This is a genomic window from Streptomyces sp. NPDC053426 (assembly GCF_055585405.1).
Map to the genome: position 1 here is coordinate 149,572 of NZ_JBVJKE010000003.1, position 24,265 is coordinate 173,836.

24 protein-coding genes are annotated in these 24,265 nt (G+C 70.8%); 12 read left to right on the forward strand and 12 right to left on the reverse strand.

Annotation, left to right across the window (positions count from 1 at the left end; translation table 11 throughout):
* Window positions 1-5 precede the first annotated feature (5 nt).
* Window positions 6-1,085 carry a histidinol-phosphate transaminase gene (hisC, locus tag ACZ62B_RS07615; protein ID WP_344569838.1) on the reverse strand — a complete coding sequence of 360 codons (1,080 nt, stop codon included), beginning with the start codon at window positions 1,083-1,085 and terminating at the stop codon, window positions 6-8.
* 438 nt (window positions 1,086-1,523) lie between these two features.
* On the opposite strand from hisC, the gene ACZ62B_RS07620 reads away from it, so the two are divergent.
* The 3 genes from ACZ62B_RS07620 to ACZ62B_RS07630 all read left to right on the forward strand — a co-directional run bounded on the left by ACZ62B_RS07620 (window position 1,524) and on the right by ACZ62B_RS07630 (window position 5,427).
* On the forward strand, window positions 1,524-2,636 hold the full coding sequence (locus ACZ62B_RS07620) for a LacI family DNA-binding transcriptional regulator (RefSeq protein WP_073933363.1): 1,113 nt from the start codon (window positions 1,524-1,526) through the stop codon (window positions 2,634-2,636).
* Between the two features lie 646 nt (window positions 2,637-3,282).
* A complete protein-coding gene (locus ACZ62B_RS07625) occupies window positions 3,283-4,374 on the forward strand; it encodes a metallophosphoesterase (protein WP_344569835.1) in 1,092 nt (363 codons plus the stop codon).
* A 183-nt stretch (window positions 4,375-4,557) separates the two neighbouring features.
* Entirely contained in the window at window positions 4,558-5,427 is an 870-nt protein-coding gene (locus tag ACZ62B_RS07630) for a hypothetical protein (protein WP_344569833.1), read from the forward strand.
* A gap of 97 nt (window positions 5,428-5,524) precedes the next feature.
* On the opposite strand, the gene ACZ62B_RS07635 is transcribed toward ACZ62B_RS07630, so the two are convergent.
* The gene (locus ACZ62B_RS07635) at window positions 5,525-7,057 is read right to left on the reverse strand and encodes a VWA domain-containing protein (protein WP_469689416.1); all 1,533 of its coding nucleotides are present in this window, start codon (window positions 7,055-7,057) and stop codon (window positions 5,525-5,527) included.
* Window positions 7,058-7,168: 111 nt separating this feature from the next.
* Window positions 7,169-8,965 (reverse strand): phosphomethylpyrimidine synthase ThiC, encoded by a 1,797-nt coding sequence (thiC, locus tag ACZ62B_RS07640; RefSeq protein ID WP_468721195.1) that lies wholly within the window; start codon window positions 8,963-8,965, stop codon window positions 7,169-7,171.
* Window positions 8,966-9,219: 254 nt separating this feature from the next.
* Between thiC and ACZ62B_RS07645 the strand changes: the two genes are divergently transcribed.
* Entirely contained in the window at window positions 9,220-10,644 is a 1,425-nt protein-coding gene (locus ACZ62B_RS07645; RefSeq protein WP_469689417.1) for a YibE/F family protein, read from the forward strand.
* A gap of 67 nt (window positions 10,645-10,711) precedes the next feature.
* On the opposite strand, the gene ACZ62B_RS07650 is transcribed toward ACZ62B_RS07645, so the two are convergent.
* The 4 genes from ACZ62B_RS07650 to ACZ62B_RS07665 form a co-directional block, all read right to left on the reverse strand.
* Window positions 10,712-11,146, reverse strand: coding sequence for an SsgA family sporulation/cell division regulator (locus tag ACZ62B_RS07650; RefSeq protein WP_030857138.1), 435 nt, complete (start codon window positions 11,144-11,146; stop codon window positions 10,712-10,714).
* A gap of 98 nt (window positions 11,147-11,244) precedes the next feature.
* Window positions 11,245-11,958: an IclR family transcriptional regulator gene (locus tag ACZ62B_RS07655; protein ID WP_382055246.1), complete on the reverse strand. Its 714-nt coding sequence runs from the start codon at window positions 11,956-11,958 to the stop codon at window positions 11,245-11,247.
* Window positions 11,959-12,265: 307 nt separating this feature from the next.
* Window positions 12,266-12,478, reverse strand: a complete 213-nt coding sequence (locus tag ACZ62B_RS07660; RefSeq protein WP_344569821.1) for a DUF5326 family protein — start codon at window positions 12,476-12,478, stop codon at window positions 12,266-12,268.
* A 149-nt stretch (window positions 12,479-12,627) separates the two neighbouring features.
* Window positions 12,628-12,945 (reverse strand): cupin domain-containing protein, encoded by a 318-nt coding sequence (locus ACZ62B_RS07665; protein WP_030820180.1) that lies wholly within the window; start codon window positions 12,943-12,945, stop codon window positions 12,628-12,630.
* Between the two features lie 59 nt (window positions 12,946-13,004).
* On the opposite strand from ACZ62B_RS07665, the gene ACZ62B_RS07670 reads away from it, so the two are divergent.
* From ACZ62B_RS07670 to ACZ62B_RS07690, 5 genes are all read left to right on the forward strand, one after another.
* A complete protein-coding gene (locus ACZ62B_RS07670) occupies window positions 13,005-13,382 on the forward strand; it encodes a phage holin family protein (protein WP_344569818.1) in 378 nt (125 codons plus the stop codon).
* Between the two features lie 5 nt (window positions 13,383-13,387).
* Window positions 13,388-13,879 (forward strand): low molecular weight protein-tyrosine-phosphatase, encoded by a 492-nt coding sequence (locus tag ACZ62B_RS07675; protein ID WP_469689418.1) that lies wholly within the window; start codon window positions 13,388-13,390, stop codon window positions 13,877-13,879.
* Window positions 13,876-15,045, forward strand: coding sequence for a cystathionine gamma-lyase (locus ACZ62B_RS07680; protein ID WP_344569815.1), 1,170 nt, complete (start codon window positions 13,876-13,878; stop codon window positions 15,043-15,045). The genes ACZ62B_RS07675 and ACZ62B_RS07680 overlap by 4 nt, the downstream gene beginning before the upstream one ends.
* A 216-nt stretch (window positions 15,046-15,261) precedes the next feature.
* Window positions 15,262-16,167, forward strand: coding sequence for a LysR family transcriptional regulator (locus ACZ62B_RS07685; RefSeq protein WP_468887395.1), 906 nt, complete (start codon window positions 15,262-15,264; stop codon window positions 16,165-16,167).
* An 87-nt stretch (window positions 16,168-16,254) separates the two neighbouring features.
* Complete coding sequence (locus ACZ62B_RS07690) at window positions 16,255-16,737, forward strand: NUDIX hydrolase (protein ID WP_344569811.1); 483 nt, start codon at window positions 16,255-16,257, stop codon at window positions 16,735-16,737.
* 10 nt (window positions 16,738-16,747) lie between these two features.
* Here the strand turns inward: ACZ62B_RS07690 and ACZ62B_RS07695 are convergent, their stop codons facing one another.
* Window positions 16,748-17,377 carry an HAD family hydrolase gene (locus ACZ62B_RS07695; protein ID WP_468721207.1) on the reverse strand — a complete coding sequence of 210 codons (630 nt, stop codon included), beginning with the start codon at window positions 17,375-17,377 and terminating at the stop codon, window positions 16,748-16,750.
* A 197-nt stretch (window positions 17,378-17,574) separates the two neighbouring features.
* Here ACZ62B_RS07695 and ACZ62B_RS07700 point away from each other — a divergent pair, with 197 nt between their 5' ends.
* Entirely contained in the window at window positions 17,575-18,441 is an 867-nt protein-coding gene (locus ACZ62B_RS07700) for a GNAT family N-acetyltransferase (protein WP_469689419.1), read from the forward strand.
* Between the two features lie 71 nt (window positions 18,442-18,512).
* On the opposite strand, the gene ACZ62B_RS07705 is transcribed toward ACZ62B_RS07700, so the two are convergent.
* Both ACZ62B_RS07705 and ACZ62B_RS07710 read right to left on the reverse strand, forming a co-directional pair.
* Window positions 18,513-18,935 carry a GlcG/HbpS family heme-binding protein gene (locus ACZ62B_RS07705; RefSeq protein ID WP_344569806.1) on the reverse strand — a complete coding sequence of 141 codons (423 nt, stop codon included), beginning with the start codon at window positions 18,933-18,935 and terminating at the stop codon, window positions 18,513-18,515.
* 100 nt (window positions 18,936-19,035) lie between these two features.
* Window positions 19,036-20,244 carry an MFS transporter gene (locus ACZ62B_RS07710; RefSeq protein ID WP_468721212.1) on the reverse strand — a complete coding sequence of 403 codons (1,209 nt, stop codon included), beginning with the start codon at window positions 20,242-20,244 and terminating at the stop codon, window positions 19,036-19,038.
* Between the two features lie 143 nt (window positions 20,245-20,387).
* Here ACZ62B_RS07710 and ACZ62B_RS07715 point away from each other — a divergent pair, with 143 nt between their 5' ends.
* Window positions 20,388-20,852, forward strand: a complete 465-nt coding sequence (locus ACZ62B_RS07715; RefSeq protein ID WP_344569804.1) for a MarR family winged helix-turn-helix transcriptional regulator — start codon at window positions 20,388-20,390, stop codon at window positions 20,850-20,852.
* Window positions 20,853-20,861: 9 nt separating this feature from the next.
* A complete protein-coding gene (locus tag ACZ62B_RS07720; RefSeq protein ID WP_344569802.1) occupies window positions 20,862-21,314 on the forward strand; it encodes a GNAT family N-acetyltransferase in 453 nt (150 codons plus the stop codon).
* Between the two features lie 57 nt (window positions 21,315-21,371).
* On the opposite strand, the gene ACZ62B_RS07725 is transcribed toward ACZ62B_RS07720, so the two are convergent.
* The gene (locus ACZ62B_RS07725; protein WP_468883816.1) at window positions 21,372-22,760 is read right to left on the reverse strand and encodes a serine hydrolase domain-containing protein; all 1,389 of its coding nucleotides are present in this window, start codon (window positions 22,758-22,760) and stop codon (window positions 21,372-21,374) included.
* A 23-nt stretch (window positions 22,761-22,783) separates the two neighbouring features.
* Window positions 22,784-24,262 (reverse strand): replicative DNA helicase, encoded by a 1,479-nt coding sequence (gene dnaB, locus ACZ62B_RS07730; RefSeq protein WP_030857090.1) that lies wholly within the window; start codon window positions 24,260-24,262, stop codon window positions 22,784-22,786.
* Window positions 24,263-24,265: the final 3 nt, after the last annotated feature.

Below are 24,265 nucleotides of genomic sequence, written 5' to 3' on the forward strand. Positions count from 1 at the left end.
GCTGGTCAGAGCTGCCTGCGGAAGCCTTCCGTCACCTTCAGGAAGATGTCGTTCGCCTCGGTCTCGCCGACCGTGACCCGCACGCCCTCCCCGGGGAACGGCCGGACGACCACACCCGCCTGCTCGCACGCCTGCGCGAACGGCACCGTGCGCTCCCCCAGCCGCAGCCAGACGAAGTTGGCCTGCGTCTCGGGCACCGTCCAGCCCTGGTCCCGCAGCGCGTCCATCACGCGGTTGCGCTCACAGACCAGCGAGCCGACCCGGCCGATCAGCTCGTCCTCGGCGCGCAGCGAGGCGATCGCCGCGTCCTGCGCGATCTGGCTCACCCCGAACGGCACCGCCGTCTTGCGCAGCGCCGCCGCCACCGGCTCGTGGGCGATGGCGAAGCCGACGCGCAGCCCCGCCAGGCCGTACGCCTTGGAGAAGGTCCGCAGGACGCAGACGTTGGGCCGCTCACGGTAGATCTCGACGCCGTCCGGCACCTCGGTGTCCCGGATGAACTCGCGGTAGGCCTCGTCGAGCACCACCAGGACATCGCTCGGCACCCGGTCGAGGAAGCGCTCCAGCTCGGCCCGCCGTACGACCGTTCCGGTCGGGTTGTTGGGGTTGCAGACGAAGATCAGCCGGGTCCGGTCGGTGATCGCCTCGGCCATCGCGTCCAGGTCGTGCACATCGCCCGGGGTCAGCGGCACCTTGACCGAGGTGGCACCGCTGATCTGCGTGATGATCGGGTACGCCTCGAAGGACCGCCAGGCGTAGATCACCTCGTCGCCGGGGCCCGAGGTGGCCTGCAGCAGCTGCTGGGCGACACCGACCGAGCCGGTGCCCGTGGCCACGTGGGACGCCGGGACGCCGAAGCGCTCGGACAGCTCGGCCATCAGGGCCGTACAGGCCATGTCCGGGTAGCGGTTGAAGGAGGAGGCCGCGGCCGCCACGGTTTCCATCACGCCCGGCAGCGGCGGATAGGGGTTCTCGTTGGAGGACAGCTTGTACGCCACCGGTCCGTCGGCCGCCGCCGGCTTGCCCGGCTTGTACGTGGGGATCCCCTCCAGCTCGGCGCGCAGTTTGGGGCTCGTCTCGCTCACCGCAGTCCTCCTCGCGAAGACCGGCGGCACCCGTGTCCGCCGACATCCAATACTGCTCACCTTAAGAGGATTCGGCGTCGCTGCGTAGAGGAGCGGCTGATGCTCACGCCTGCCTCGTACGTCACAGCGGCAACAAGGGCAACGTAACCCGAAGGTGTACGAATGGCGTGCGGGCCAGGGGCGCGCTGTACATATATCTATGCGCCGGTGGCTTGCGCCGTGGCGCGCGTCCCCCGTGCAGGTGAGTTGAGACCTCTTCGCAACATCGCACCCACGGCAGGCTCGCATGCGCCGACACGTCAGCTCCTGGCATGGGAACGTTCAACATCCTTTGTTTCCAAGGCAATTGATTCTAAATGATCATGCAGAAACGTGCCTGTCAACGCGTGCATATGCGTCCGCCCTACCCCACCGCATGAGCCCTACTATCGGCTCGCCATGACAGCAGCAGGGAAGCACCAGGTGAGCCGCGCGGATACCTCACGCCGAAGCAGCCGGCCGGAACGAGCGGGCATCAGGGACGTGGCCGCCGCCGCCGGAGTCTCCATCACGACCGTCTCCGACGCCCTCAACGGCAAGGGCAGGCTCCCGGACGCCACCCGGCGCCACGTCCGCGAGGTGGCCGACAGACTGGGGTACCGCCCCTCGGCCGCCGCCCGTACGCTCCGCACCGGGAAGTCCGGACTCATCGGCCTGACCGTGACGACGTACGGGGATGAACCTTTCACCTTCACCGAGTTCGCGTACTTCGCCGAGATGGCGCGCGCCGCCACCTCCGCCGCGCTCGCCCGCGGCTACGCCCTCGTCATCCTGCCCGCGACCTCACGCCACGACGTGTGGTCCAACGTCGCCCTGGACGGCACCGTCGTCATCGACCCCTCCGACCAGGACCCGGTCGTCAGCGAACTGGTCCGCCAGGGCTTACCGGTCGTCTCCGACGGCCGCCCGGCCGGCTCGCTGCCGGTCACCGCCTGGGTCGACAACGACCACGAGGCCGCCGTGACGGGCATCCTCGACCATCTCGCCGACGCCGGCGCCCGCCGCATCGGACTGCTCACCGGCACCACCACCGACACGTACACCCACCTGTCGACCACCGCGTACCTGCGCTGGTGCGAGCGCGTGGGCCAGGACCCGGTCTACGAGGCCTACCCGGCGCACGATCCGTGCGCGGGCGCCGTCGCCGCCGACCGGCTGCTCGCCCGCCCCGACCGGCCCGACGCCGTCTACGGCCTGTTCGATCCGAACGGCACCGATCTGCTCGCCGCCGCCCGCCGCTACGGCCTGCGCGTCCCGGACGACCTGCTGCTCGTCTGCTGCAGCGAGTCCACGGTCTACGCCAACACCGAGCCGCCCGTCACCACGCTCTCCCTCAAACCGCGCCGCATCGGCACGGCGGTGATCCAGCTGCTCATCGACGCCATCGAGGGGGTCGACTCGGACCAGCCGGTGGAGCAGGTCATACCGACCGAGCTGATCGTGCGGACCTCCTCGCAGCGGCGTCCGCCCCGTACGACGGTCAGTCCACCTAGGTCGCCGAAGGGGTCGTGAGGCGGGGGCCCGCGTGGGGGTCGCGTGGGGGGCCGCGTGGGGTGCGTCGTGGGGCCGCATGGGGGGCCGCGTGGGGTGCGTCGTGGGGCCGCATGGGGGGCCGCGTGGGGTGCGTCGTGGGGTCGGGGGTGTGGTGGTGCGGCGAGGCCGCCGCAGTCGGGCCCGTACCGCGCTGCTGCGGTGAACCGGGGTGGGGACCGGGTGAGCGGCGGCCTCCGCCGCACCACCACACCCCGCTCCCGTGGATCGGCGTCTGCGGGAGCCTGGTGGTCGAGAGGCGTGGTCGGGGGGCAGGGGCGCCGGTGGGGTGTGTCGCGGTCGGAGCGTGGAGCTTCCGCTTCCGGAGGGGGGAAGCGGCGGTTTCGCGGCACCCCCCGGAGGAGTGGGACGAAAGGGCCCTCCGGGCGAAATGGGCGGGCCCACGGAACACGGTGGTGGCCGGTCGCTGGCGGAAGGCGCGTGGCAGGGGCGGGTCCAGGACGGACGAAGAACCGCTCAAACGGGGCGAAAGCCGCGGTGAACCGGAGTCTTGCTCTGATTCACCACCCCTGGGTCATCACACGGCGCGATCCGCATTCCTATGATGGGCCCACGACACCGCGGGCCGCTGCGACCAGGCAGTCCGACGCGGTGCAGAAGCGGCGCGATGGTGGAGGGGTCGATGACTCAGGGGGCCGGTCAGGGACCCGAGGTGGAGCGGACGGCGACGTTGCGCGACTTCCGGGTACCCGCGTACGTCCACGAGACCGGTCCGTACGCCCAGAGCACGCACCCCGGCGACGTCGTCCCGCCCTCCGAGGAGACCTACCCGGAGGGATACACGCCCACCCAGCGGGACCTCCCCGTCATCAATCGGGGTGACACTGTTCAGGTGACCGTCGACCCCGCGTCCGTCCCCGCCCCGCAGCCCGTCACCGGCCAGGGACCGCTGTACGTGGTCGGTGACGTCCACGGCTACCTCGACGAGCTGGTGGCCGCCCTCCAGGAGCAGGGCCTGCTCGACTCGGCGGGCCAGTGGTGCGCCGGCACCGCGCGGCTGTGGTTCCTCGGCGACTTCACCGACCGCGGCCCGGACGGCATCGGCGTCATCGACCTCGTGATGCGGCTGTCCGCCGAGGCCGCCGCCGCCGGCGGCTACTGCAAGGCCCTCATGGGCAACCACGAACTGCTGCTGCTCGGCGCCAAGCGGTTCGGCGACACCCCCGTCAACTCCGGCGCGGGCACCGCCACCTTCCAGGCGGCCTGGCTGCTCAACGGCGGGCAGAAGACCGACATGGACCGCCTCCAGGACCACCACCTGCAGTGGATGTCCCGCCTCGACGCCGTCGAGGAGGTCGACGGCCATCTGCTGCTGCACTCCGACACCACCGCCTACCTCGACTACGGCCGCTCCATCGAAGAGGTCAACGACACCGTCCGCGAGGCGCTCACCCGCAACGACGCCGACGAGGTCTGGGACCTGTTCCGCAAGTTCACCAAGCGGTTCTCCTTCCGCGACGAGGGCGGCGCCGACGCGGTGCGCTCCCTGCTGGATACGTACGGCGGCACCCGGGTCGTTCACGGCCACAGTCCGATCCCGTATCTGACGGGCCAGGTCGGTTCCGAGGACGGCGAGGACGACAGCGGCCCCGTGGTCACCGGACCTCATGTCTACGCCGACGGACTCGCCATCGCGATGGACGGCGGGGTCACCATGGCCGGAAAACTGCTGGTCCAGCAACTGCCGCTGGGCGTCTGACGGTTCGGCGGGGCGTGACCGTGCGTCCCGCAACCGCCCGGTGCACGTGCCAATTTCGGTAAACCCCCTGTCACCGCGCGCCGTCACCGCTCTACCATCGGCTTATCCGTAGCAGGCTCCCCTCCGTTTCTGCCCGACGGCTCGTCAGCATGCCGAGCCCCAAGCCCTACGGAGCATCGGGGGATGCACATGAACAGCGTTCCGCAGCACCTGCTGAGCGAGGACCGCCAGGAATACCAGCGGATTCTCGATGAGGCGCTGCGCTCCGCACCACACCACCCGGAACTGGCCGCGATCGGACAGCGGCTCAACTCGGAACAACTGCGCACGATGGCACTCAACGCCACAGCGATCATCACGACGGCCGCGGCGACCGAGTACCAGCACTACGTGAAGGTCCGCGAGGAACGGCGCCGGCCACCGGAGTCGTCCACCCCGTCCGTCCGCGAGTCCGGCTCCGCCGAGCCGGGCACGAACGCGATGGGGCTCGCCGCCACCATGGGAGAGGTCGCCGAGACCACCGGGGCCGGCGCCGCCGCCGTCGTCGCCGTCCTGGCACCCGTCCTGGCCGGAACCGCGGCCGCGATCTTCCTGCTCGTCGGCTACGTCCTGCGGATGCTCGACCCCGACGCCGCGTTCGCCCGGACCATGCTCACCACGGGGTGGGTGTTCGGCGCGGTGACGGCGGTCGCCATCCTCGTCGCCGCCGTGGGCCTGCTGCTCACCGCGCTGCGCAACAAGCCCTCGGCGCCCGGCGTGCCGTACGGCGAACTCGACGGGGAGGTGGCCCTGGCCAGGGACGCCTGGCGCGAGGCCCTGCTGGAGCGGGGGATCCTGCCGTTCCTGCGGGACGCGCTCACCGACCCGGCGACGGCCACCGCGCTGCAGCACACGGCGCCGCCTCCGCCGGCCGGCCGCATCCCGCACCTGGGGTACGACCGGCCGGGTTTCTCCAGCCCGGAGGAGGGGGCGGCCCGTGGCACACGGCCGAGCTACTCCAGTCCGGACTACTCGAGCCCGGACTTCGGGGGACCGGAGCACCAGCCGGAGTAGCCGGGCGGCCCGTCCGCCGGCTTGCGCTCTCCGTGACGGAGGCGCGAGCCGAGTGGGCGGGCGGGGCCGGTGACGGGTCCGGTGGCCGGGCCGGGGCTCAGAGGATCCCCGCCCGTCCCGCGGCCGTGATCCACTGCGGGAACTCGGAGAGCAGACGGTCGTACAGCTCCGCGTCCGGCACGGTGCTGATGTCGTCGACGGCGAAGAACCCGACGTTGTCGACGCGGCGGCCCGGCAGCGTGTCGAACCGCTCCAGCACGCCGTAGTTGGACTTGCCCAGCCCCACGAACTGCCAGAAGACCGGTTCCTCCACCGCCTCACGGAGCTCGCGCTCGATCTCCTTGTTGCGGTAGACGCCACCGTCGGAGAAGAACAGGACGAGGGTCGGAGCGGACGCGGGATTGTCCCGGACGAACGCCCGCACCTCGGCGATGACCTTCTGCTCCTCGTTCTGGATGCCCACGTCCCGCATGTCGACCTGGCTGGGCTCCAGCCCCTTCTTCCGGCCGCGCCGGAACAGGCCCACCTCCCCCACCCGCACATGCAGCCGCAGCCACTCGGGAAGCTCCCCCAGCCGCAGATCCGGCAGCCGGGCCGGGTTCGAGGCGAACGTCCAGGCCTGCATCTCACCGTCGTCGTCCAGCTGCGCGGCGACCGCCGCCATCCGCTCGACGACGTCGGCCACGACCCCCTTGGAGTACAGGAAGGACATGGACCCGGAGGCGTCGAGTACGAGGATGACGCGCGCGGTGACCTCGGCGGCCCCGTGCTTGCGCAGACTGACCGCCACCTGCTCCTTGCGCAGCGACAACCGCTTGCGCATGTCGACGGGCAGCCTCTCCTCGCCCTTGGTGAGCCGCGGGGCACCGGGGTGGGGACGGGACGCGGAGGGCTGCTGGGCGGGCGCGACCGGCACGGCGGGAGGAACGGGCGGGGGCGACGGAACCGGGGCCGCGGTGGTCGCGGGAGAGGCGGACGGGGCCGGAGGCGTGGCGGCCGCGGGGGAGGCCGACGGGGCCGGAGGCGTGGCGGCCACGGGGGAGGCCGACGAGGCCGGAGGCGTGGCGGCCACGGGGGAGGCCGACGAGGCCGGGGGCGCGTCGTCCACGGTGATGCCGAAGTCCGTGGCCAGGCCCGCGAGCCCGGAGGCGTACCCCTGCCCCACCGCCCGGAACTTCCACTTCCCCTGCCGCCGGTACAACTCGCCGCCGATGAACGCGGTCTCCGTCCCCGCCGCCATGTCGAACCGGGCCAGCTCGGTGCCCGCCCCGGCGTCGAGCAGCCTGAGCACCAGTCCCGGCACCTGCCCGAACGTCCCGCCGTCCGCCGACGCGCACAGCACGATCCGCTCGACCACCCCTTCCACGGCCCCCAGGTCCACCTCCACAGTGTCGGTCGTGTCCCGCGCGCCGCGCTGTTTCCCGAGATGCGTCACGGCGCCGGACGTGTGACGAGGCTGGTTGTAGAAGACGAAGTCCCCGTCGTCCCGCACCCGCCCGGCCTCCGTGAGGAGCAGCGCCGAGGCGTCGATGTCGGGCACACCGGCCCCGGCCGCCCAAGCGAGCTCAACGCGCACCACGCGGGCATCGACGGGAAGATTGGACCCCTTGCTCATCGGACTCGCTGTCATGGGGCCAGTCTGCCCACCCGCCCCGGCGAAGGGGAGGGGCCACCGCACCCGCCGCCCCGCGGGAGCGGTGGCCACGACGGGCACCGCCCCCGCGCCGTCCGCGGTGAACGCTCAGTCCGCGATCGGCAGATACACGCGGTTGCCCGCCTCCGCGAACTCCTTCGACTTCTGGGCCATCCCCTCCTCGATCTCGTCCCGGCTTCCGCCGTGCTCACGACGGATGTCCTGGGAGATCTTCATCGAACAGAATTTCGGGCCGCACATCGAGCAGAAGTGGGCCGTCTTGGCGGGTTCCGCCGGCAGGGTCTCGTCGTGGAACTCGCGTGCCGTGTCCGGGTCGAGGGCGAGGTTGAACTGGTCCTCCCACCGGAACTCGAAGCGGGCGTCGGACAGCGCGTCGTCCCATTCCTGGGCGCCCGGGTGGCCCTTGGCGAGGTCGGCGGCGTGGGCGGCGATCTTGTAGGTGATGACGCCGGTCTTGACGTCGTCACGGTTGGGCAGGCCCAGGTGCTCCTTGGGCGTGACGTAGCAGAGCATGGCCGTGCCCCACCAGGCGATCATCGCGGCGCCGATGCCGGACGTGATGTGGTCGTACGCGGGCGCGACGTCCGTGGTCAGCGGGCCGAGCGTATAGAACGGGGCTTCATCGCAGATCTCCTGCTGGAGGTCGATGTTCTCCTTGATCTTGTGCATCGGGACATGTCCCGGGCCCTCGATCATGGTCTGAACGTTGAAACGCTTGGCGACCGTGTTGAGTTCCCCGAGCGTGCGCAACTCCGCGAACTGCGCCTCGTCGTTGGCGTCCGCGATGGACCCGGGCCGCAGGCCGTCGCCGAGCGAGTACGTGACGTCGTACGCGGCGAGGATCTCGCAGAGCTCCTCGAAGTTCTCGTACAGGAACGACTCCTTGTGGTGCGCCAGGCACCACGCGGCCATGATCGAGCCGCCGCGCGAGACGATGCCCGTCTTGCGGTTCGCGGTGAGCGGCACGTACGCCAGGCGCACGCCCGCGTGGACCGTCATGTAGTCCACGCCCTGCTCGGCCTGTTCGACGACCGTGTCCTTGTAGATCTCCCAGGTCAGTTCCTCGGCGCGGCCGTCGACCTTCTCCAGGGCCTGGTAGAGCGGCACGGTGCCGATGGGGACGGGGGAGTTGCGCAGCACCCACTCGCGGGTGGTGTGGATGTTCCGGCCGGTGGAGAGGTCCATGACCGTGTCGGCGCCCCAGCGGGTCGCCCAGGTCATCTTCTCGACCTCCTCCTCGATGGAGGACGTCACCGCCGAGTTGCCGATGTTGGCGTTGACCTTCACCAGGAACCGCTTGCCGATGATCATCGGCTCGATCTCCGGGTGGTTGACGTTGGCCGGCAGCACCGCCCGGCCCGCCGCGATCTCCTCGCGGACCACCTCGGGCGCGACGTTCTCCCGGATCGCCACGTACTCCATCTCGGGCGTGATCTCGCCGCGGCGCGCGTACGCCAGCTGCGTGACCGCCTGGCCTTCCCGGCCCCGGCGCGGCAGGCGCGGCCTGCCGGGGAAGACCGCGTCCAGGTTCCGCAGGCCCCCGCGCGGAGAGGTGTGCTTGATCCCGTCGTCCTCGGGACGGACGGGACGGCCCGCGTACTCCTCCGTGTCACCGCGGGAGATGATCCAGTTCTCCCGCAGCGGAGCCAGGCCCCGGCGGACGTCGGTGTCGACGAGCGGATCGGTGTACGGGCCCGATGTGTCGTACAGCGTGACCGACTGCCCGTTGGTGAGGTGCACCTGACGGACCGGCACCCGCAGGTCGGGGCGTGTGCCCTCGACGTACGCCTTGTGCCAGCCGATGGACTTCCCGGCCTCCCCGTTCGCCGACGTCTCCGTCGGGTTCTGCGTGGAGGCAGGCGTGCGTGCGTCCTTGTTGGTCATGAGACCTACTCCCTACGCCGGCATTACCCGGTAACAGGTTCGGCGGTCGACGCAGCGGTTTCCGTCTGCCGACGTTCCGTGTGAAACATCACTCACCTGCGGTGATGTTTCATGTGAAACGTCGCTGTGACGGAGGTCAGCGCCCTCTCAGCCCGGTGCTCCGAGCTCCCGCGTGTACAAAAGCGACTCCACGCTAGCGTCATTTCTGGCGCGGTGAACAGAGGGCCCCCTCCCGTTCTTGCGATGATCGGGCGGTGACCCCCACTCAACCTCCTCCGTTTCCACCGCCCGAACCGTCGCGCGCGCCCGGCGCCGGAGACGGCGGCGGCCACGCACACGGGCACGGACACAGCCACGGTCACGGCCCGGCGGCGCCCGTCTCCCAGCACCTGCGCAAGGTCATCGCGGCGATCCTCATCCCGTTCGCGGCGGCGGTGCTGATCGGACTCACCGTGCTGTGGCCGGGCGGTGCCCCGGCGCACGAGCGCACCGGTGTCGGCTTCGACCGGCAGACTCAGCACGCCACGGTCACCAAGGTGGTCGAGCTGAGCTGCCAGTCCGTCAACGCCTCCGGAGGCGTCCCGACCGGCGACACCTCCACCGCCGAGGGCTCCTCCGCCCAGCAGCAGGCGGACGGCACCTGCAAGAGGGCGACGATCCGGGTCGACACCGGTGACGACAAGGGCCGTACGTTCGACGAGATCGTGCAGCCGGACCAGTCCCGGCAGCTCAGCGAGGGCCAGAAGGTCGTGGTGGCCTACGAGCCCTCCGCTCCCGAGGACCTCCAGTACTCGGTCACCGATGTGAACCGGCGCTTCCCGTTGGCGCTGCTCGCGGGCATCTTCGCGCTCGCCGTCGTGGCCGTGGGGCGGCTGCGCGGCGTCATGGCGCTGGTCGCGCTGGCGATCAGCTTCCTGGTGCTCAACTTCTTCATCCTGCCCGCGATCCTGCAGGGGTCGAACCCGCTGGTCGTGGCCGTGGTGGGGGCGAGCGTGATCATGCTGATCGCGCTGTACCTGTGTCACGGGCTGTCGGCGCGTACGTCGGTGGCGGTGCTCGGCACACTGATCTCGCTGCTGCTGATCGGCGTCCTGGGCTCGGTGTTCATCGGGTGGGCCGCGCTGACCGGCGACACCGACGACAACACCGGTCTGATCCACGGGCTGTATCCCGAGATCGACATGAGCGGTCTGCTGCTGGCCGGCGTCATCATCGGTTCACTCGGTGTCCTCGACGACGTGACGGTCACCCAGACGTCCGCGGTCTGGGAGCTGCACGAGGCCAACCCGTCGACGGGCTGGCGCGGGCTGTACCGCGCGGGCATCCGCATCGGCCGCGATCACATCGCGTCCGTGGTCAACACGCTGGTCCTCGCCTACGCGGGTGCCGCGCTGCCGCTGCTGCTGCTGTTCTCCATCGCGCAGAGCAGCATGGGGACGATCGCCAACAGCGAGCTGGTCGCGGAGGAGATCGTGCGCACCCTGATCGGCTCGATCGGCCTGGTCGCCTCGGTGCCGGTGACCACGGCGCTGGCCGCACTGGTGGTCTCGGCCGACCGCCCGGCGGCTCAGGCGGGGGCGCAGGGACACGGACCGGCGCGGACGCAGAGGGCCGGGCAGGCGCCGGACGCGCGGCCGGCCACGGGGCGCGGCGGGCGGGGCAGGCGCCGTAAGCGCTGACGCCCCGTGTGGCGGGCGGAGCGCGCTGAAGCGTTCCGCCACCGGTCCACCCGACTGGCGTAACGCTTCAGCCGGCGCTCTGCTCCGCCAGGATCCGGTCCAGCGCGTCGTCGAGGTGGGCGTCGAAGTCGGCGAGCGCCCCCTCCTGGCCCAGTGGCACCAGCTTGTCGGTGCGGTCCAGGAAGGCCACGAGCGGCGCCGTCGACGAACGGAACAGCGCCTGGTCGCTGCCGACCTGAAGCCGGATCAGCACCTCGCCCAGCGCGTCGGGGTCCACCGGCGAGACGCGTACGTCGCCCTCCCCGCACGGCCGGCCGACGCCGTCGATCAGCAGTTCCCGGCCGAACGCCCAGGTCACGGGGGCGTCCCCCGGCAAATGGAAGGTCAGCCGTACGGCGTAGGGATCACAGGTGTCGTAGCGGAGCTCCACCGGGATGCGGAAGGACAGCTCCTCCGACACGAGAAAGCTCATCATGACCTCTGCCTGTACGGATTCGCGCATCGCCTACCCCGTCATTCGCCACGGACTGGCCGGGCATGGACCCTGACACCAGAGGGAATCTTGCTGAACGTACACAGCAGATCACAAGGAGTGAGTTTTCAGATACTGATAGACAGCGTGAGCGACCCGACGAGACGCCCCATCTCGGCCTGCAGTCGCTGCGCCGCGGGGACGAGCCGGTCGGCCTGGTGTGCGGGCAGCGAGATGGCCACCGACGCGGCCGTGCTGCCGACGGTGAGGGGGACCGCCGCGCACACCGTGCCCAGCACGTACCCCTGACGCTCCATCACCGGATCCATCCGCCGCGTCCGCTCCAGGCGCCTCAGCAGGCTGTGGTCGTCGCGCACGGTGTACGGCGTGAGGGGCCGCACGGGATGGCGGTCGAGGTGGTCGCGGCGCGCCTCCTCGTCGAGCTGGGAGAGCAGGCACTGGCCGATCGCGTGGGCGTGCCCGGTCTCCCGGAAGTCGGCCCACTCCTCGACCGCGGGATGGGCGGGGGTGTCGGAGACGCAGACGACGTCGATCTCGCCCTCGCGGTACACGGCGTAGTACACGGGTGCGCCGATCGCGTCCCGCCAGCGGGCGAGGGTGTCGGCCACCGTGCTGCGACGTTTCTGCTCCGCCCCGCTGCTGCTCAGCCGTTCCGCCGCCTCCCCCAGGAAGAACAGCCCCTTGTCACGGCGCAAATAGCCCTCGTGCACCAGGGTGCGCAGCAGGTGGTACGTGGTGGGGAGCGCCAGCCCGGTCTCACGGGCCAGTTGTTTGGCGGGAGCCCCGTAGCCGTGCCCTGCGACGGTCTCCAGCAGGCGCATGGCTCGCTGGACGGAGCCGATGAGGGTGGTGGGCGGCGGTGCGGGGGGCGCCGGCGAGCGGGGCTGCGGGGGGACCGCGGTCAGCTGCGCGGAGCCGGTGCCAGTCGTGGCCAAGGGTCACTCCCGAAACGCGAGGGGGCAGCCCGTGCGGGGAACACGGGTGGGGGTCGCCGCTCGCGGGGATCGTCCCCGCGTCGAGTTCCGGACTCTAACGGGCTGTCACCGCGTGCGGACGGCCCGCCGGAGAAACTTCCCCCGCCCGAGGGAACCGGTGATTCCTGTTACCGCTTCACCGGTACCCCTCGGTTCACCAGTCGCTGCGCGACGAGGAACTCGAGGTGAACTTCCGTACGACGTAGATCAGTCCGCCGACCAGCGCCACGAAGACCAGCGCCTTGAAGAGCAGATTGACCACGAAGCCGACCACGCTCGCTATCAGCCCGCCGAACACGACCAGGGCGATGACCGGCACCGCGACCCACTTCACCCACCACGGCAGTCCCGCGAAGATCTCTCGCATCGCCCTCGTCCTTACCTCTCCGCCCGCCGGGTGCCGGGTCGTGTCGATGATGTCCTGCACTCGATGCTAGGGCGGCGGGTGCTCCGGCGGGGGCCTCGGATCCCTTGTCCGCCCCTGACCGTCCCCCTAGGGAACCCCGACGGCGCTCCTCAGCTCTCCGGGGGAGAGAACACCACCAGAACCCTCAGGTCCTCGCTGATGTGGTGGAACTTGTGGGCCACTCCGGCCGGTACGTACACGACGCTGCCGCGTGCCACCTGAGTGGTCTCCATGCCGACGGTGATCGCCGCGCGGCCGCTGACGACGAAGTACACCTCGTCCTGGCCGTGCGGCTGCTGCGGGTCTTGGGCGCCCGCGTCCAGGGCGTAGAGGCCGACCGACATGTTCCGCTCGCGCAGAAACTGCAGGTATGCCCCGTCGTTGGCGGCGCGCTCCGCCTCCAGTTCGTCCAGCCGGAATGCCTTCATCGCCTGTCCCGCCCCTGCCTCACTGCCCTGGTCCGATCGTGTCTGCCACGATCAGACACATGATGAATTTCCTAGTCAAGACGATCGCCAACGCGGGCGCCCTGGCGGTCGCGGTGTGGCTGCTCGACGACATCACCCTGACCGGTGACAGCACGGGCAAGGAGATCGGCACGCTGCTCCTGGTCGCGCTGATCTTCGGACTGGTGAACTTCCTGGTCAAGCCGGTGGTGAAGCTGCTGAGTCTCCCCCTGCTCATCCTGACGCTCGGGCTGTTCACCCTGGTGGTGAACGCGCTGATGCTGATGCTCACCTCCTGGCTCGCCGACCAGCTCGACCTGAGTTTCCACGTGGAGGGCTTCTGGACGGCCGTCCTGGGCGGTCTGATCATCTCCGTCGTCTCCTGGGCGCTCCACGTCGTCCTGCCCGACGGGGACTGAAGCCGATGACCTACCGCGTCTGCTTCGTCTGCACCGGCAACATCTGCCGCTCCCCGATGGCCGAGTCCGTCTTCCGCGCGCGGGTGGCGGAGGCCGGACTCGACGGTCTGGTCGAGGTGGACAGCGCCGGTACGGACGGCTGGCACGAGGGCGAGGGCGCCGATCCCCGCACGGTGACCGTGCTGCGGGAGAACGGCTACGACGCCGGCCACACGGCCCGGCGGTTCGACCCGTCCTGGTTCGCCCGCCTCGATGCCGTCATCGCGCTCGACTCCGGCCACCTCGGGGCACTGCGCCGCCTCGCGCCCACGCAACGGGACGCGGACAAGGTGTGTCTGCTGCGCTCCTACGATCCCGACGCCGGCGACGACCTCGACGTGCCGGACCCCTACTACGGGGGCGCGGACGGATTCGACGCGTGTCTTGAGATGGTGGAGGCGGCGAGCACCGGACTGCTCGCCGCGGTACGTGAGCAGGTGGAAGGACGAGCGGCATGAACGATTCGACGACGGGCGCGGGCCACGGGCAGGCGCTGCCGGACGGGGCGGGCGACGGCACCCGCGCGGTGCGGGCCGGGCTGCCCGAGCCGGTCAAGCACGAGCCGACCCTGCCCGGGCCGGTGTTCGCCGCCCACTTCCATCTGCCGGGCGACCCCACCGGCCCGTACACCTACGGCCGGGACGAGAACCCGACCTGGACGCTGCTGGAGCGGGCCATCGGCGAGCTGGAGGCGCCCGGCCGGGACGACGTCGAGGCCCTGGTGTTCGCCTCGGGCATGGCCGCGATCTCCTCGGTGCTCTTCTCCCAGCTGCGCGCCGGGGACGCGGTCGTCCTGCCGAACGACGGCTACCAGGCCCTGCCCCTGGTGCGGGAGCAGCTGGAGACGTACGGCATCGAGGTGCGGACCGCGCCGACGGGCGGCGACGCCCAGCTCGAGGTCCTCGACGGCGCGAAGCTGCTGTGGATCGAGACGCCCTCGAATCCGGGGCTCGACGTGTGCGACGTACGACGGCTGGCCGAGGCGGCGCACGCGCGCGGTGCCCTGGTCGCCGTGGACAACACCCTCGCGACGCCGCTCGGCCAGCGCCCGCTGGAGCTCGGCGCGGACTTCGCGGTGGCCAGCGGCACCAAGCAGCTCACCGGGCACGGCGACGTGCTCCTGGGGTACGTCACCGGCCGGAACGCCGAGGCCATGACCGCCGTGCGCCGCTGGCGCAAGATCGTCGGCGCCATTCCGGGGCCCATGGAGGCCTGGCTCGCGCACCGCTCGATCGCCACGCTCCAGCTGCGCGTCGACCGGCAGAACGCCACCGCGCTGACGCTCGCCCGGGCGCTGCGGGAGCGGCCCGAGGTCACGGGGCTGCGTTATCCGGGGCTGTCCGACGACCCCTCGCACAAGATCGCCTCGCAGCAGATGCGGCGCTACGGGTGCGTGGTGTCCTTCACCCTGCCCACGCGCGCGCGGGCGGACCGTTTCCTCGACGCGCTGCGGCTCGTGGACGACGCGACGAGCTTCGGCGGCGTACGGTCCACGGCGGAGCGGCGCGGGCGCTGGGGCGGGGACGCGGTGCCGGAGGGCTTCATCCGCTTCTCCGTGGGCGCCGAGGACCCGGAGGACCTGGTCGCGGACGTACTGCGCGCCCTGGACGCGTCAGCCGGCTGACCTGCCGGGCCGGCAGGAGCCCGGCACACTGCGGCGGACGGTCCGAGCCTCCCCCCTCGTGGCTCGGACCGTCCTCGGTTCCGCGCGCGAAGAACCGCGCGACCAAGGCTAGTTGACTCAGTGTCAGTGTCCAATCACAGTAGCGACAGCGACCTATCGACTTATTTATAGTTGGACGTCCGGGCCCGGAGCCGGTCCGGCGAGGGAGGGTGTGGCGTGGATCTGGCCTTGCTGCGGACCTTCGTGACCGTGCACCGGGCCGGTTCCTTCACCCGCGCCGCCGCCCTGCTCGGCCTCTCCCAGCCGGCCGTCACCTCGCAGATACGGACGCTGGAACGGCAGTTGGGGCGGCCCCTGTTCCTTCGGCAGGCGCGCGGTGTGACACCGACGACCATCGGGGACGAGCTCGCCCACAAGGCGGCGCCGCATCTCGACGCCCTGGTGGAGATAGCCGAGTCCGGCCTGGAGGAGGACTCCTCCTTACGGACGCTGCATCTGGCCGGCCCTTTGGAGTTCACCGCCGAACGGGCACTGCCCGCGCTCACGGAGCTGACCGGCGAGGACGGCCAGAGCTTCGCCCTGCGCGCCTCCTTCGGCACCGCCGAGGAGGTCCTCGAAGGGCTGGCCGCCGGACATCATGATCTGGCCATCAGCACGGTCCGGCCACGCGGCGCCCTGCTCTCGGCGACCGCGCTCTGCGACGAGGAGCACGTCCTGGTCGCCGCCCCGCACTGGGCCGAGCGGATCGGCTCCGGCACGCTCCACCGCACGGGTCCGTCGGTCCTGGAGCACGTCCCGGTGGTCGAGGTGCACGAGTCGCTGCCCTTCGTCGCCCGCTACTGGGCCTCCGTCTTCGACTCCCGCCCCGTCGCCCCGGGCACCGTCATCGTCCCGGATCTACGCGCGGTGCTGGCCTGCGCCGCCGCGGGAGCCGGGCTGGCGGTGCTGCCCCGCTACCTGTGCGCGGGCGCGCTCGGGCGGGGTGACGTGGTGGCCCTGCACGAACCGACGGTGCCCCCGCTGCGCACGTACTTCCTGGTGGTCCGCACCGGCACACTGGCGATGCCGCACATCGCGCGGGCCCACGAGTGGCTGGAGCGGGCGGCCACCGGCTGGTGCTGACCCGCCGGTCCGGTGTCCCACCCCGGGAAGCCGGCCGCTGCCCTCCCGCGATGTTTCACGTGGAACCAACCGGGCCACATTCCCTCCATGACCGTCCGACCCGTGGTCAAGCGCACCGCCCGAGCCGTTCTGCTGGACGGCGAGAACCTGATTCTGATCAAGCGCACCAAACCCGGCATGGATCCCTACTGGCTCACCCCGGGCGGCGGAGTGGAGCCGGAGGACTCCACCGTCGTGGACGCCCTGCACCGGGAGGTGTACGAGGAGCTCGGCGCGAAGATCACCGATGTGGTGCCCTGTTTCGTCGACACCGTGGAGCACATCGGCGAGGACGGCGGCGCCACCGGCGTGAAGGTGCAGCACTTCTTCGTATGCCGCCTGGAATCCATGGACCCGTCCCTGCGCCACGGCCCGGAGGTCGACGAACCCGTCGGCGAGTACGAGATCGTCCGCGTGCCGTTCACCCGCGTCGGGATCGCCTCCGTCCACCTGGTACCGCTGTCGCTGCGGCACTACCTGGACGGCAACATCGAGGGCGTACGCGCCATGCACGCCCCCGACCTGGGGTGACGCCCGTCCCTTACGCGGCCCGCACCAGTTCGTAGGCTTCCCAGAGGTCCCGCCCCGTGTAGGAGTGGGTCGCGAGGCCGGTCAGATGCCGGTCCGCGTTGACCGCGACGGAGACCGGCACCGCGCCGAACAGGTCCTTGTCCGACATCGAGTCGCCATAGGCGACGCAGTCCGCGCGGGTCACCCCGAACTCCGCGCACAGACGGTCGGCGATCCGGACCTTGGCCGCCGCGTTGAGGACGCCGGCCGGGTCCACGGGCTCCATGAACGGCACGGCGGGGAAGCGAGAGCCGTACGCCGCGTGCGCACCCCAGCCGGTGAGCCGCTCCACGAAGAAGGACGGGGACAGCGAGACAACGGCGCAGTAGTCACCGTTGCGTGTGAGTTCCGCCCAGACCTCGCGGATACGGGCCAGCCACGGGGCCGCTTCGAACGCCGCCGTCACATGCGCCTCGGTGAGGCCGGCCCAGAGCGTGTGCACCTGTGTGGCGTACTCCGGTGGCCCGATCAGGCCGGACGAGATCGCCCGGTCGAGGGCCACCGCTTCGGCCTCCAGCCCCAGTTGCCGCGAGATCTCCACGGGAGCCGAGGTGCCGTGGAGCAGGGTGCCGTCGAGATCGAAGAGATGCAGCCTCGCCATGAGCGACGAGGTTAACGGCTCCTGCCCCCTTCGTCTCCGGGAGGAGGAACCGGCCACGTGCCGTTCTCATACGTTTCACGTGAAACATGCCGTGCCCGTGTCCGCGCTCCGCCCGTGATCACGGCATGGCCAAAAGCTCGCACGAGTCTTCCGAAACGGGTGGACGCCGAAGCCCCCTGTCGGACAGCCTGACCTGCGTGCCGACACCTTCCCTTGCCTCTCTGCCCATCCGCCGTCTGACGCTCCGCGACCTCACCGCCTGCGCCGACTTGTCCGAGGACCGGGGGTGGCCACGGGAGGAGCACAAGTGGGGCCTCCTCCTCGCGGCCGGGAAGGGCTACGGCATCGACGATCCCGACGGCGGCCTGGTGGCCGCCTGTGTCGTCACCGAGTACGGAGCACGGGAACAGCCCGCTCTCGCGGCCGTCGGCATGGTCCTGGTCGCCGAACGGCATGCCCGCCGGGGCGTGGGACGCCGGCTCATGCGTCACATCGTCTCCACGATGGGCACCACGCCCCTCACCCTGCACGCGACTCCCTATGGCCGGCCGCTCTACGAGGAACTCGGTTTCAAGGTCACCGGCCGTGCCGAGATGCTGCGCGGCCGTTTCGTCCCCACCGGTGACCGGGCGGAGATCGCCACCCGGGCCGCGACCGCGGAGGACCTCCCCTCGGTCGTCCGGCTCGACGAGGAGGTGTTCGGTGCCGACCGGACGCACATCGTCACCCGCCTGCCCGCCTTCGCCGATCAGCTGCGCGTCGCCGAGGAGGGCGGGCGGATCATCGGTTACGCGGCCGCCTGGCCCAACATGGACACCCATGTCGTGGGGCCGCTCATCGCCCGTGACACGACGACGGCCGAGGCACTGCTCGCTTCGCTCGCCGCCCGCACCGACCGGCCGCTGCGCACCGACATCGATGTGCGGCACGAAGAACTGCTGAACTGGGCGAAGGCGCACGGGCTGGCGTCCGTCGCGTCGAACGCCGTCATGACGTACGGGATCACGGAGCTGCCCGGGGACTGGAGCCGACGGTTCGCCCCGGTGACGGTCGCTGCGGCCTGACATCCACCGCATGTGACGACGCCGGCCCCGAATTTCGGGGCCGGCGTCGTCACATGCGGTGGGCGTCGTCGTCAGACGAGGGCCTCCACGGCGGCCGTGGCGAAGGCATGGTCCTGCTCCGGTGCGCCACCGCCGACACCGATCGCGCCGATCAGCCGGCCGTCGCGCCGGACGGGCACGCCCCCGGCGATGAACAGCAGCGGCCGGTCGAGTGCGGTGGGCAGGGTGTGGAAGAGGCCCCCGGGCTGCACGGCGTCCACGAGGTCGGCGGTCGGCGCGTTCAGCTGGAGCGCGGTGTACGCCTTGCGGGTGCTGGTCTCCCCGGAGATCAGCACGGCGCGGTCGTCCCGGCGGAAGGCGAGCAGGTGCCCGCCCGCGTCGAGGACGGTGACGCTGACCGTGACACCGGCCGCCTCGGCGGCCTGGCGTGCGGCGACGACCAGGGATTCGGCTTCCGCGGTGGTGAGCGGGGCGACGGCGGTGGTGGTGCTCATGAGGTGGTTCTCCTTGTGGTGCGGTGATGTCGGCAGTGCCGGAGTGAGGAGTCGGCGGACGCGGGGACGGCCCTGGCCCCGCGCCTGCCGGTCCTGTGGGTCAGTGGGGGACGGCGGTCCGCCGCTCGGTGGGCACCGGACCGGCGAGTACGGTGCCGGGTCGGGTGTCGCGGCGCTCGAGAGCGGCCGAGACGAACGCCAGCACCAGGGCACTCGCGGCGAGAACGGCGCCGACCCAGTTGGGTGCGGTGTAGCCGAGGCCGGCCCCGATCACGAGGCCGCCGAGCCAGGCGGACAGCGCGTTGCCGAGGTTGAAGGCGCCGATGTTCAGGGCCGAGGCCAGGGTGGGGGCGCCGTGCGCCTGGTCGAGGACCCGCTTCTGCAGGGGCGGCACCGTGGCGAATCCCAGGGCGCCGATGAGGGCGATGGTGACGGCGGCGGCGATCTTGTTGTGCGCGGTCAGGGTGAAGAGCGCGAGGACGACGGCGAGGGCGCCCAGGGAGAGGTACAGCATGGGCATCAGGGCGCGGTCCGCGTACCTGCCGCCGATGAGGTTGCCGCCGACCATGCCGAGGCCGAAGAGGACCAGCAGCCAGGTCACGGAGCCGTCGGCGAAGCCGGTGACGTGTGTCATCATCGGCGCGATGTAGGTGATGGCCGCGAAGACGCCACCGAACCCGAGGACGGTCATCGCCATGGCGAGCAGGATCTGGACATTCTTCAGTGCGGCCAGTTCGTGACGCAGCCGCACGCCTTCGGCCTTGGGCATGTCCGGGACGAGCCTGGCGATGCCGGCCAGGCCGACGACGCCGAGGGCGGCGACGATGCCGAAGGTGACCCGCCAGCCGATGGACTGGCCGACGAGCGTGCCCAGCGGAACGCCGACGACATTGGCGACGGTCAGTCCGGTGAACATCAGGGCGATGGCTCCGGCCTTCTTGTCCGGGGCGACCAGGTCGGCCGCGACCACCGAGCCGATACCGAAGAAGGCGCCGTGGGCCAGTGAGGCGACCACCCGCCCGGTCAGCATGAGGCCGAAGGACGGGGCCAGCGCGGACAGCAGGTTCCCCGCGATGAACAGTCCCATCAGCAGCATCAGCATCCGCTTGCGGGAGATCCGGGTGCCGAGCACGGTCATCAGCGGGGCGCCGAGCATGACGCCCAGCGCGTAGCCGGTCACCAGATAGCCGGCGGTGGGGATGGAGACACCGAAGTCACCCGCGACCTCGGGCAGCAAGCCCATGATCACGAACTCCGTGGTGCCGATTCCGAAGGCCCCGATCGCGAGGGCCAGAAGCGCGAGAGGCATGAGGGGGACAGACCTTCCCAGACGATTGCAGGAGCGCTTTGCTTGCTCAGACAATAGTTGCAGACGCCGACTATTTGCAAGCGCCGTATATTGCGGGCTTGCTCTACCCTGGTGTCAGCAGCTCCTGGACGGAGGAAACGCCCATGACAGCCACGGACCCCGCGCTCACCGCCCTCGCTCAGGGCTGGTGCGCACTCTCCCTGCTGCACGGGAGGATCGAGGCCCACATCGAGCGCGCCCTTCAGGCCCGGCACGATCTGAGCGTGCGGGAGTACTCCCTGCTCGACGTACTGAGCCGGCAGCACGACGGCGACGGGGGCCATCTGCAGATGAAGCAGGTCGCCGACGCGGTCGTGCTCAGCCAGAGCGCCACCACGCGCCTGGTCACCCGACTCGAGGACCGCGGACTGCTGGAGCGCTATCTGTGCCCCACCGACCGCCGGGGCATCTACACCAACGTCACCGAGGCCGGCCTCAAGCTGCTGGACGAGGCGCGGCCGACCAACGACACGGCCCTGCGCGAGGCCCTCGACACGGCGGCGGAGAACCCCGACCTCGCTCCCCTGGTCCGGGCCGTGGAGACGCTGAAGGCGCCGGTGCCCGCGTAGGGTGCCGGCATGGATGATCTGGAGATACGGGCCGCGGTCGCCGACGACGTCCCCGCGATCGTCGGCATGCTCGCGGACGACCCCCTGGGCGCGCGGCGCGAGTCGCCGGACGACCTCAGTCCGTACCTGACCGCTCTGGAGCGGCTCGACGCCGACCCGAACCAGCACCTGGTCGTCGCGGTCCGCGAAGGCCGCGTCGTCGGCACGCTTCAGCTCACGGTCGTTCCCGGACTCTCCCGCCGCGGCGCCACCCGGTCGATCATCGAAGCGGTCCGCGTCCACGCGGACGAGCGCGGCAGCGGCCTGGGAAGCCGGCTCGTCGAGTGGGCGATCGACGCCTCCCGCCGTGAGGGCTGCCAGCTGGTCCAGCTGACCTCCGACAACACCCGGACCGATGCCCACCGCTTCTACGAGCGACTCGGCTTCACGGCCTCCCACGTGGGCTTCAAACTGCCGCTGTGACCAAAGGCCCGGGGCCCTGTTTCACGTGGAACAGGGCCCCGCACGCACTCCTGGACGCTAACCGATACCCCGCCATCCCGCCGGGTCCACTCCGCCCGGCACAGGAGCCGTCTCGTCGTACGGCCGGCGCGTGAACACGAACGAGCCCAGGTCGAGATGGCTCAGCGATCCGTCCGATCGCCGTACGGGCTTGAGGAGTTCCCCGGCGTAGTAGCCCTCCAGGCCCACCCAGGTACCGTCCGCCCCCGGACGGAAACGCGAGCGCCGGCCGTTGCCGGACAGCGGCTCCAGCGAGACGAGACCGTCGGCCGGGAGCCGGAGCGCGAACGCGGACGTCCCCCAGTACCACTGCCCCACCAGCTCCAGGGTCGCCGGATCCGCCTCCCGCAGCGGCCGCCAGGGAGCCGGGATACGCGGTTCCGCCTCGGCGACGATCCGGACGAGGTCGGCGGCGACCGTGAACGGCGCCGGCCCGGACGTGCAGTTGACCAGGACCACCGCGCTCACGTCGTCCGCCACGCCGATCGTGAGGCAGGCGAGGAAGCCCGGCAGCGAACCCGTGTGCCCGACGAGGGAACGCCCGTGCTGGTGACGGATCTCCATGCCCAGGCAGTACGCGTAGCCGCTCGCCACGTCCGCCGCCTCGACCGGCGCGGCCGGCGTCCTCATCTCCCGCAACGACTCGGCGCTCAGCACCCGTTCGTCGCCCTCGACCAGGAAGGCGGCGAAGCGCGCCAGATCGGCCGCGGTGGACCACAACTGCCCGGCGGGCGCCATCACCCCGAGGTCCTCCAGGGGCTCGGGCAGCATCACGTCGGCCCACGGATGCACCGCCCAGCCACCCGCGTGCGGCGCTTCCGCGCGCACGGTCGTGCGACGCAGGCCCAGAGGTACGAGCACTTCACGCCGGAGCACCTCCTCCCACGGGGCACCGCGCAGCTTCTCGACCAGGGCGCCGAGCAACGCGTATCCGGGGTTCGAGTAGTGGAACCGCCGGCCGGCAGGGTGCACCAGGGGCCGCTCGCCCAGCACGTCGGCGAGGCCGGGGCGCAGGGAACCGGGGGTACGCTCCCACCAGGGACCGGGCGTCTCCGCGGCCAACCCGCCGCTGTGGGAGAGCAGTTCGGCGACGGTCGCGTCGCCCACGCCCGTACCCGGAAGGTGCTTCTCCAGCGGGTCGGCGAGATCGAGCGCTCCCTCGTCGCGCAGCCGGAGCACCAGAACGGCCGTGAAGGTCTTGGTGATCGAACCGATCCGGTACTGCACGTGCTCGTCCGGAGCGTGCCCGTCCACCGATGTCCGCGCCCCCGTCCACACGGTCTTCCCGCCCCGCACCACGGCCGCGACGAGCGACGGCGCGCGTCCTTCGCTCTGGGCGACGGCGATCCTGTGCAGCAGCGCCCGATGCGTACCGGGCAGCAGTTCTTCCTGATGAGGTGTCGTCATGCCCTCAGTTCAGCAGGAGAAGGTCAGGTCTGCGCCATGTCCACGAAGCGCGAGTAGTGGCCCTGGAAGGCGACCGTGATCGTGGCCGTCGGACCGTTTCGGTGCTTCGCCACGATCAGGTCGGCCTCGCCCGCACGCGGGGACTCCTTCTCGTAGGCGTCCTCGCGGTGCAGCAGGATGACCATGTCGGCGTCCTGCTCGATGGAGCCGGACTCACGCAGGTCGGAGACCATCGGCTTCTTGTCCGTGCGCTGCTCGGGGCCACGGTTGAGCTGGGAGAGCGCGATGACCGGGATCTCCAGCTCCTTGGCGAGCAGCTTGAGGTTACGGGACATGTCCGAGACCTCCTGCTGGCGGCTCTCGGCCCGCTTGGATCCGCCGGACTGCATCAGCTGGAGGTAGTCGATGACGACCAGCTTCAGATCGTTGCGCTGCTTCAGGCGACGGCACTTGGCGCGGATCTCCATCATCGACAGGTTCGGGGAGTCGTCGATGTAGAGCGGCGCCGCCGAGACGTCCGGCATCCGGCGTGCCAGGCGGGTCCAGTCCTCGTCGGTCATCGTGCCGGAGCGCATGTGGTGCAGGGCGACCCGGGCCTCGGCGGACAGCAGGCGCATCGCGATCTCGTTGCGCCCCATCTCGAGCGAGAAGATGACGCTCGGCAGGTTGTTCTTGATGGAGGCGGCCCGTGCGAAGTCCAGGGCGAGCGTCGACTTGCCCATCGCGGGACGCGCGGCGATGACGATCATCTGTCCCGGGTGCAGGCCGTTGGTGAGCGAGTCGAAGTCGGTGAACCCGGTGGGCACCCCGGTCATCTCACCGCTGCGCGATCCGATCGCCTCGATCTCGTCGAGCGCGCCCTCCATGATGTCGCCGAGCGGCAGGTAGTCCTCGCTGGTGCGCTGCTCGGTGACCGCGTAGATCTCCGCCTGCGCGCGGTTGACGATCTCGTCGACGTCGTCGTCGGCCGCGTATCCCATCTGCGTGATGCGCGTGCCCGCCTCGACCAGGCGGCGCAGCACGGCGCGCTCGTGCACGATCTCCGCGTAGTAGGCCGCGTTGGCCGCCGTGGGGACCGTCTGGACGAGGTTGTGCAGATACGAGGCCCCGCCGACCTTGTTGATCTCACCGCGCTTGGTCAGCTCCGCGGCGATGGTGATGGGGTCGGCCGGCTCGCCCTTGGCGTAGACGTCGAGGATGGCCGTGTAGATGGTCTCGTGCGCCGGCTTGTAGAAGTCGTGGCCCTTGAGGATCTCGACGACGTCGGCGATGGCGTCCTTGGACAGCAGCATGCCGCCCAGCACGGACTGCTCGGCCTCGAGGTCCTGTGGCGGCACCCTTTCGAACGCGGAGCCTCCGCCGTCCCACGCGCCGTTGTCCCGGCCGCGGTCGTGCTGCTCGTCGCGGCCCCTGCCCCGGTCCTCGCGGCGACGGGAGGCGGGCAGACGATCGCTGGGTCCGCTCTCGGCCCACGGGTCGTCCAAGGGCTCGGAAATGCTCACCGA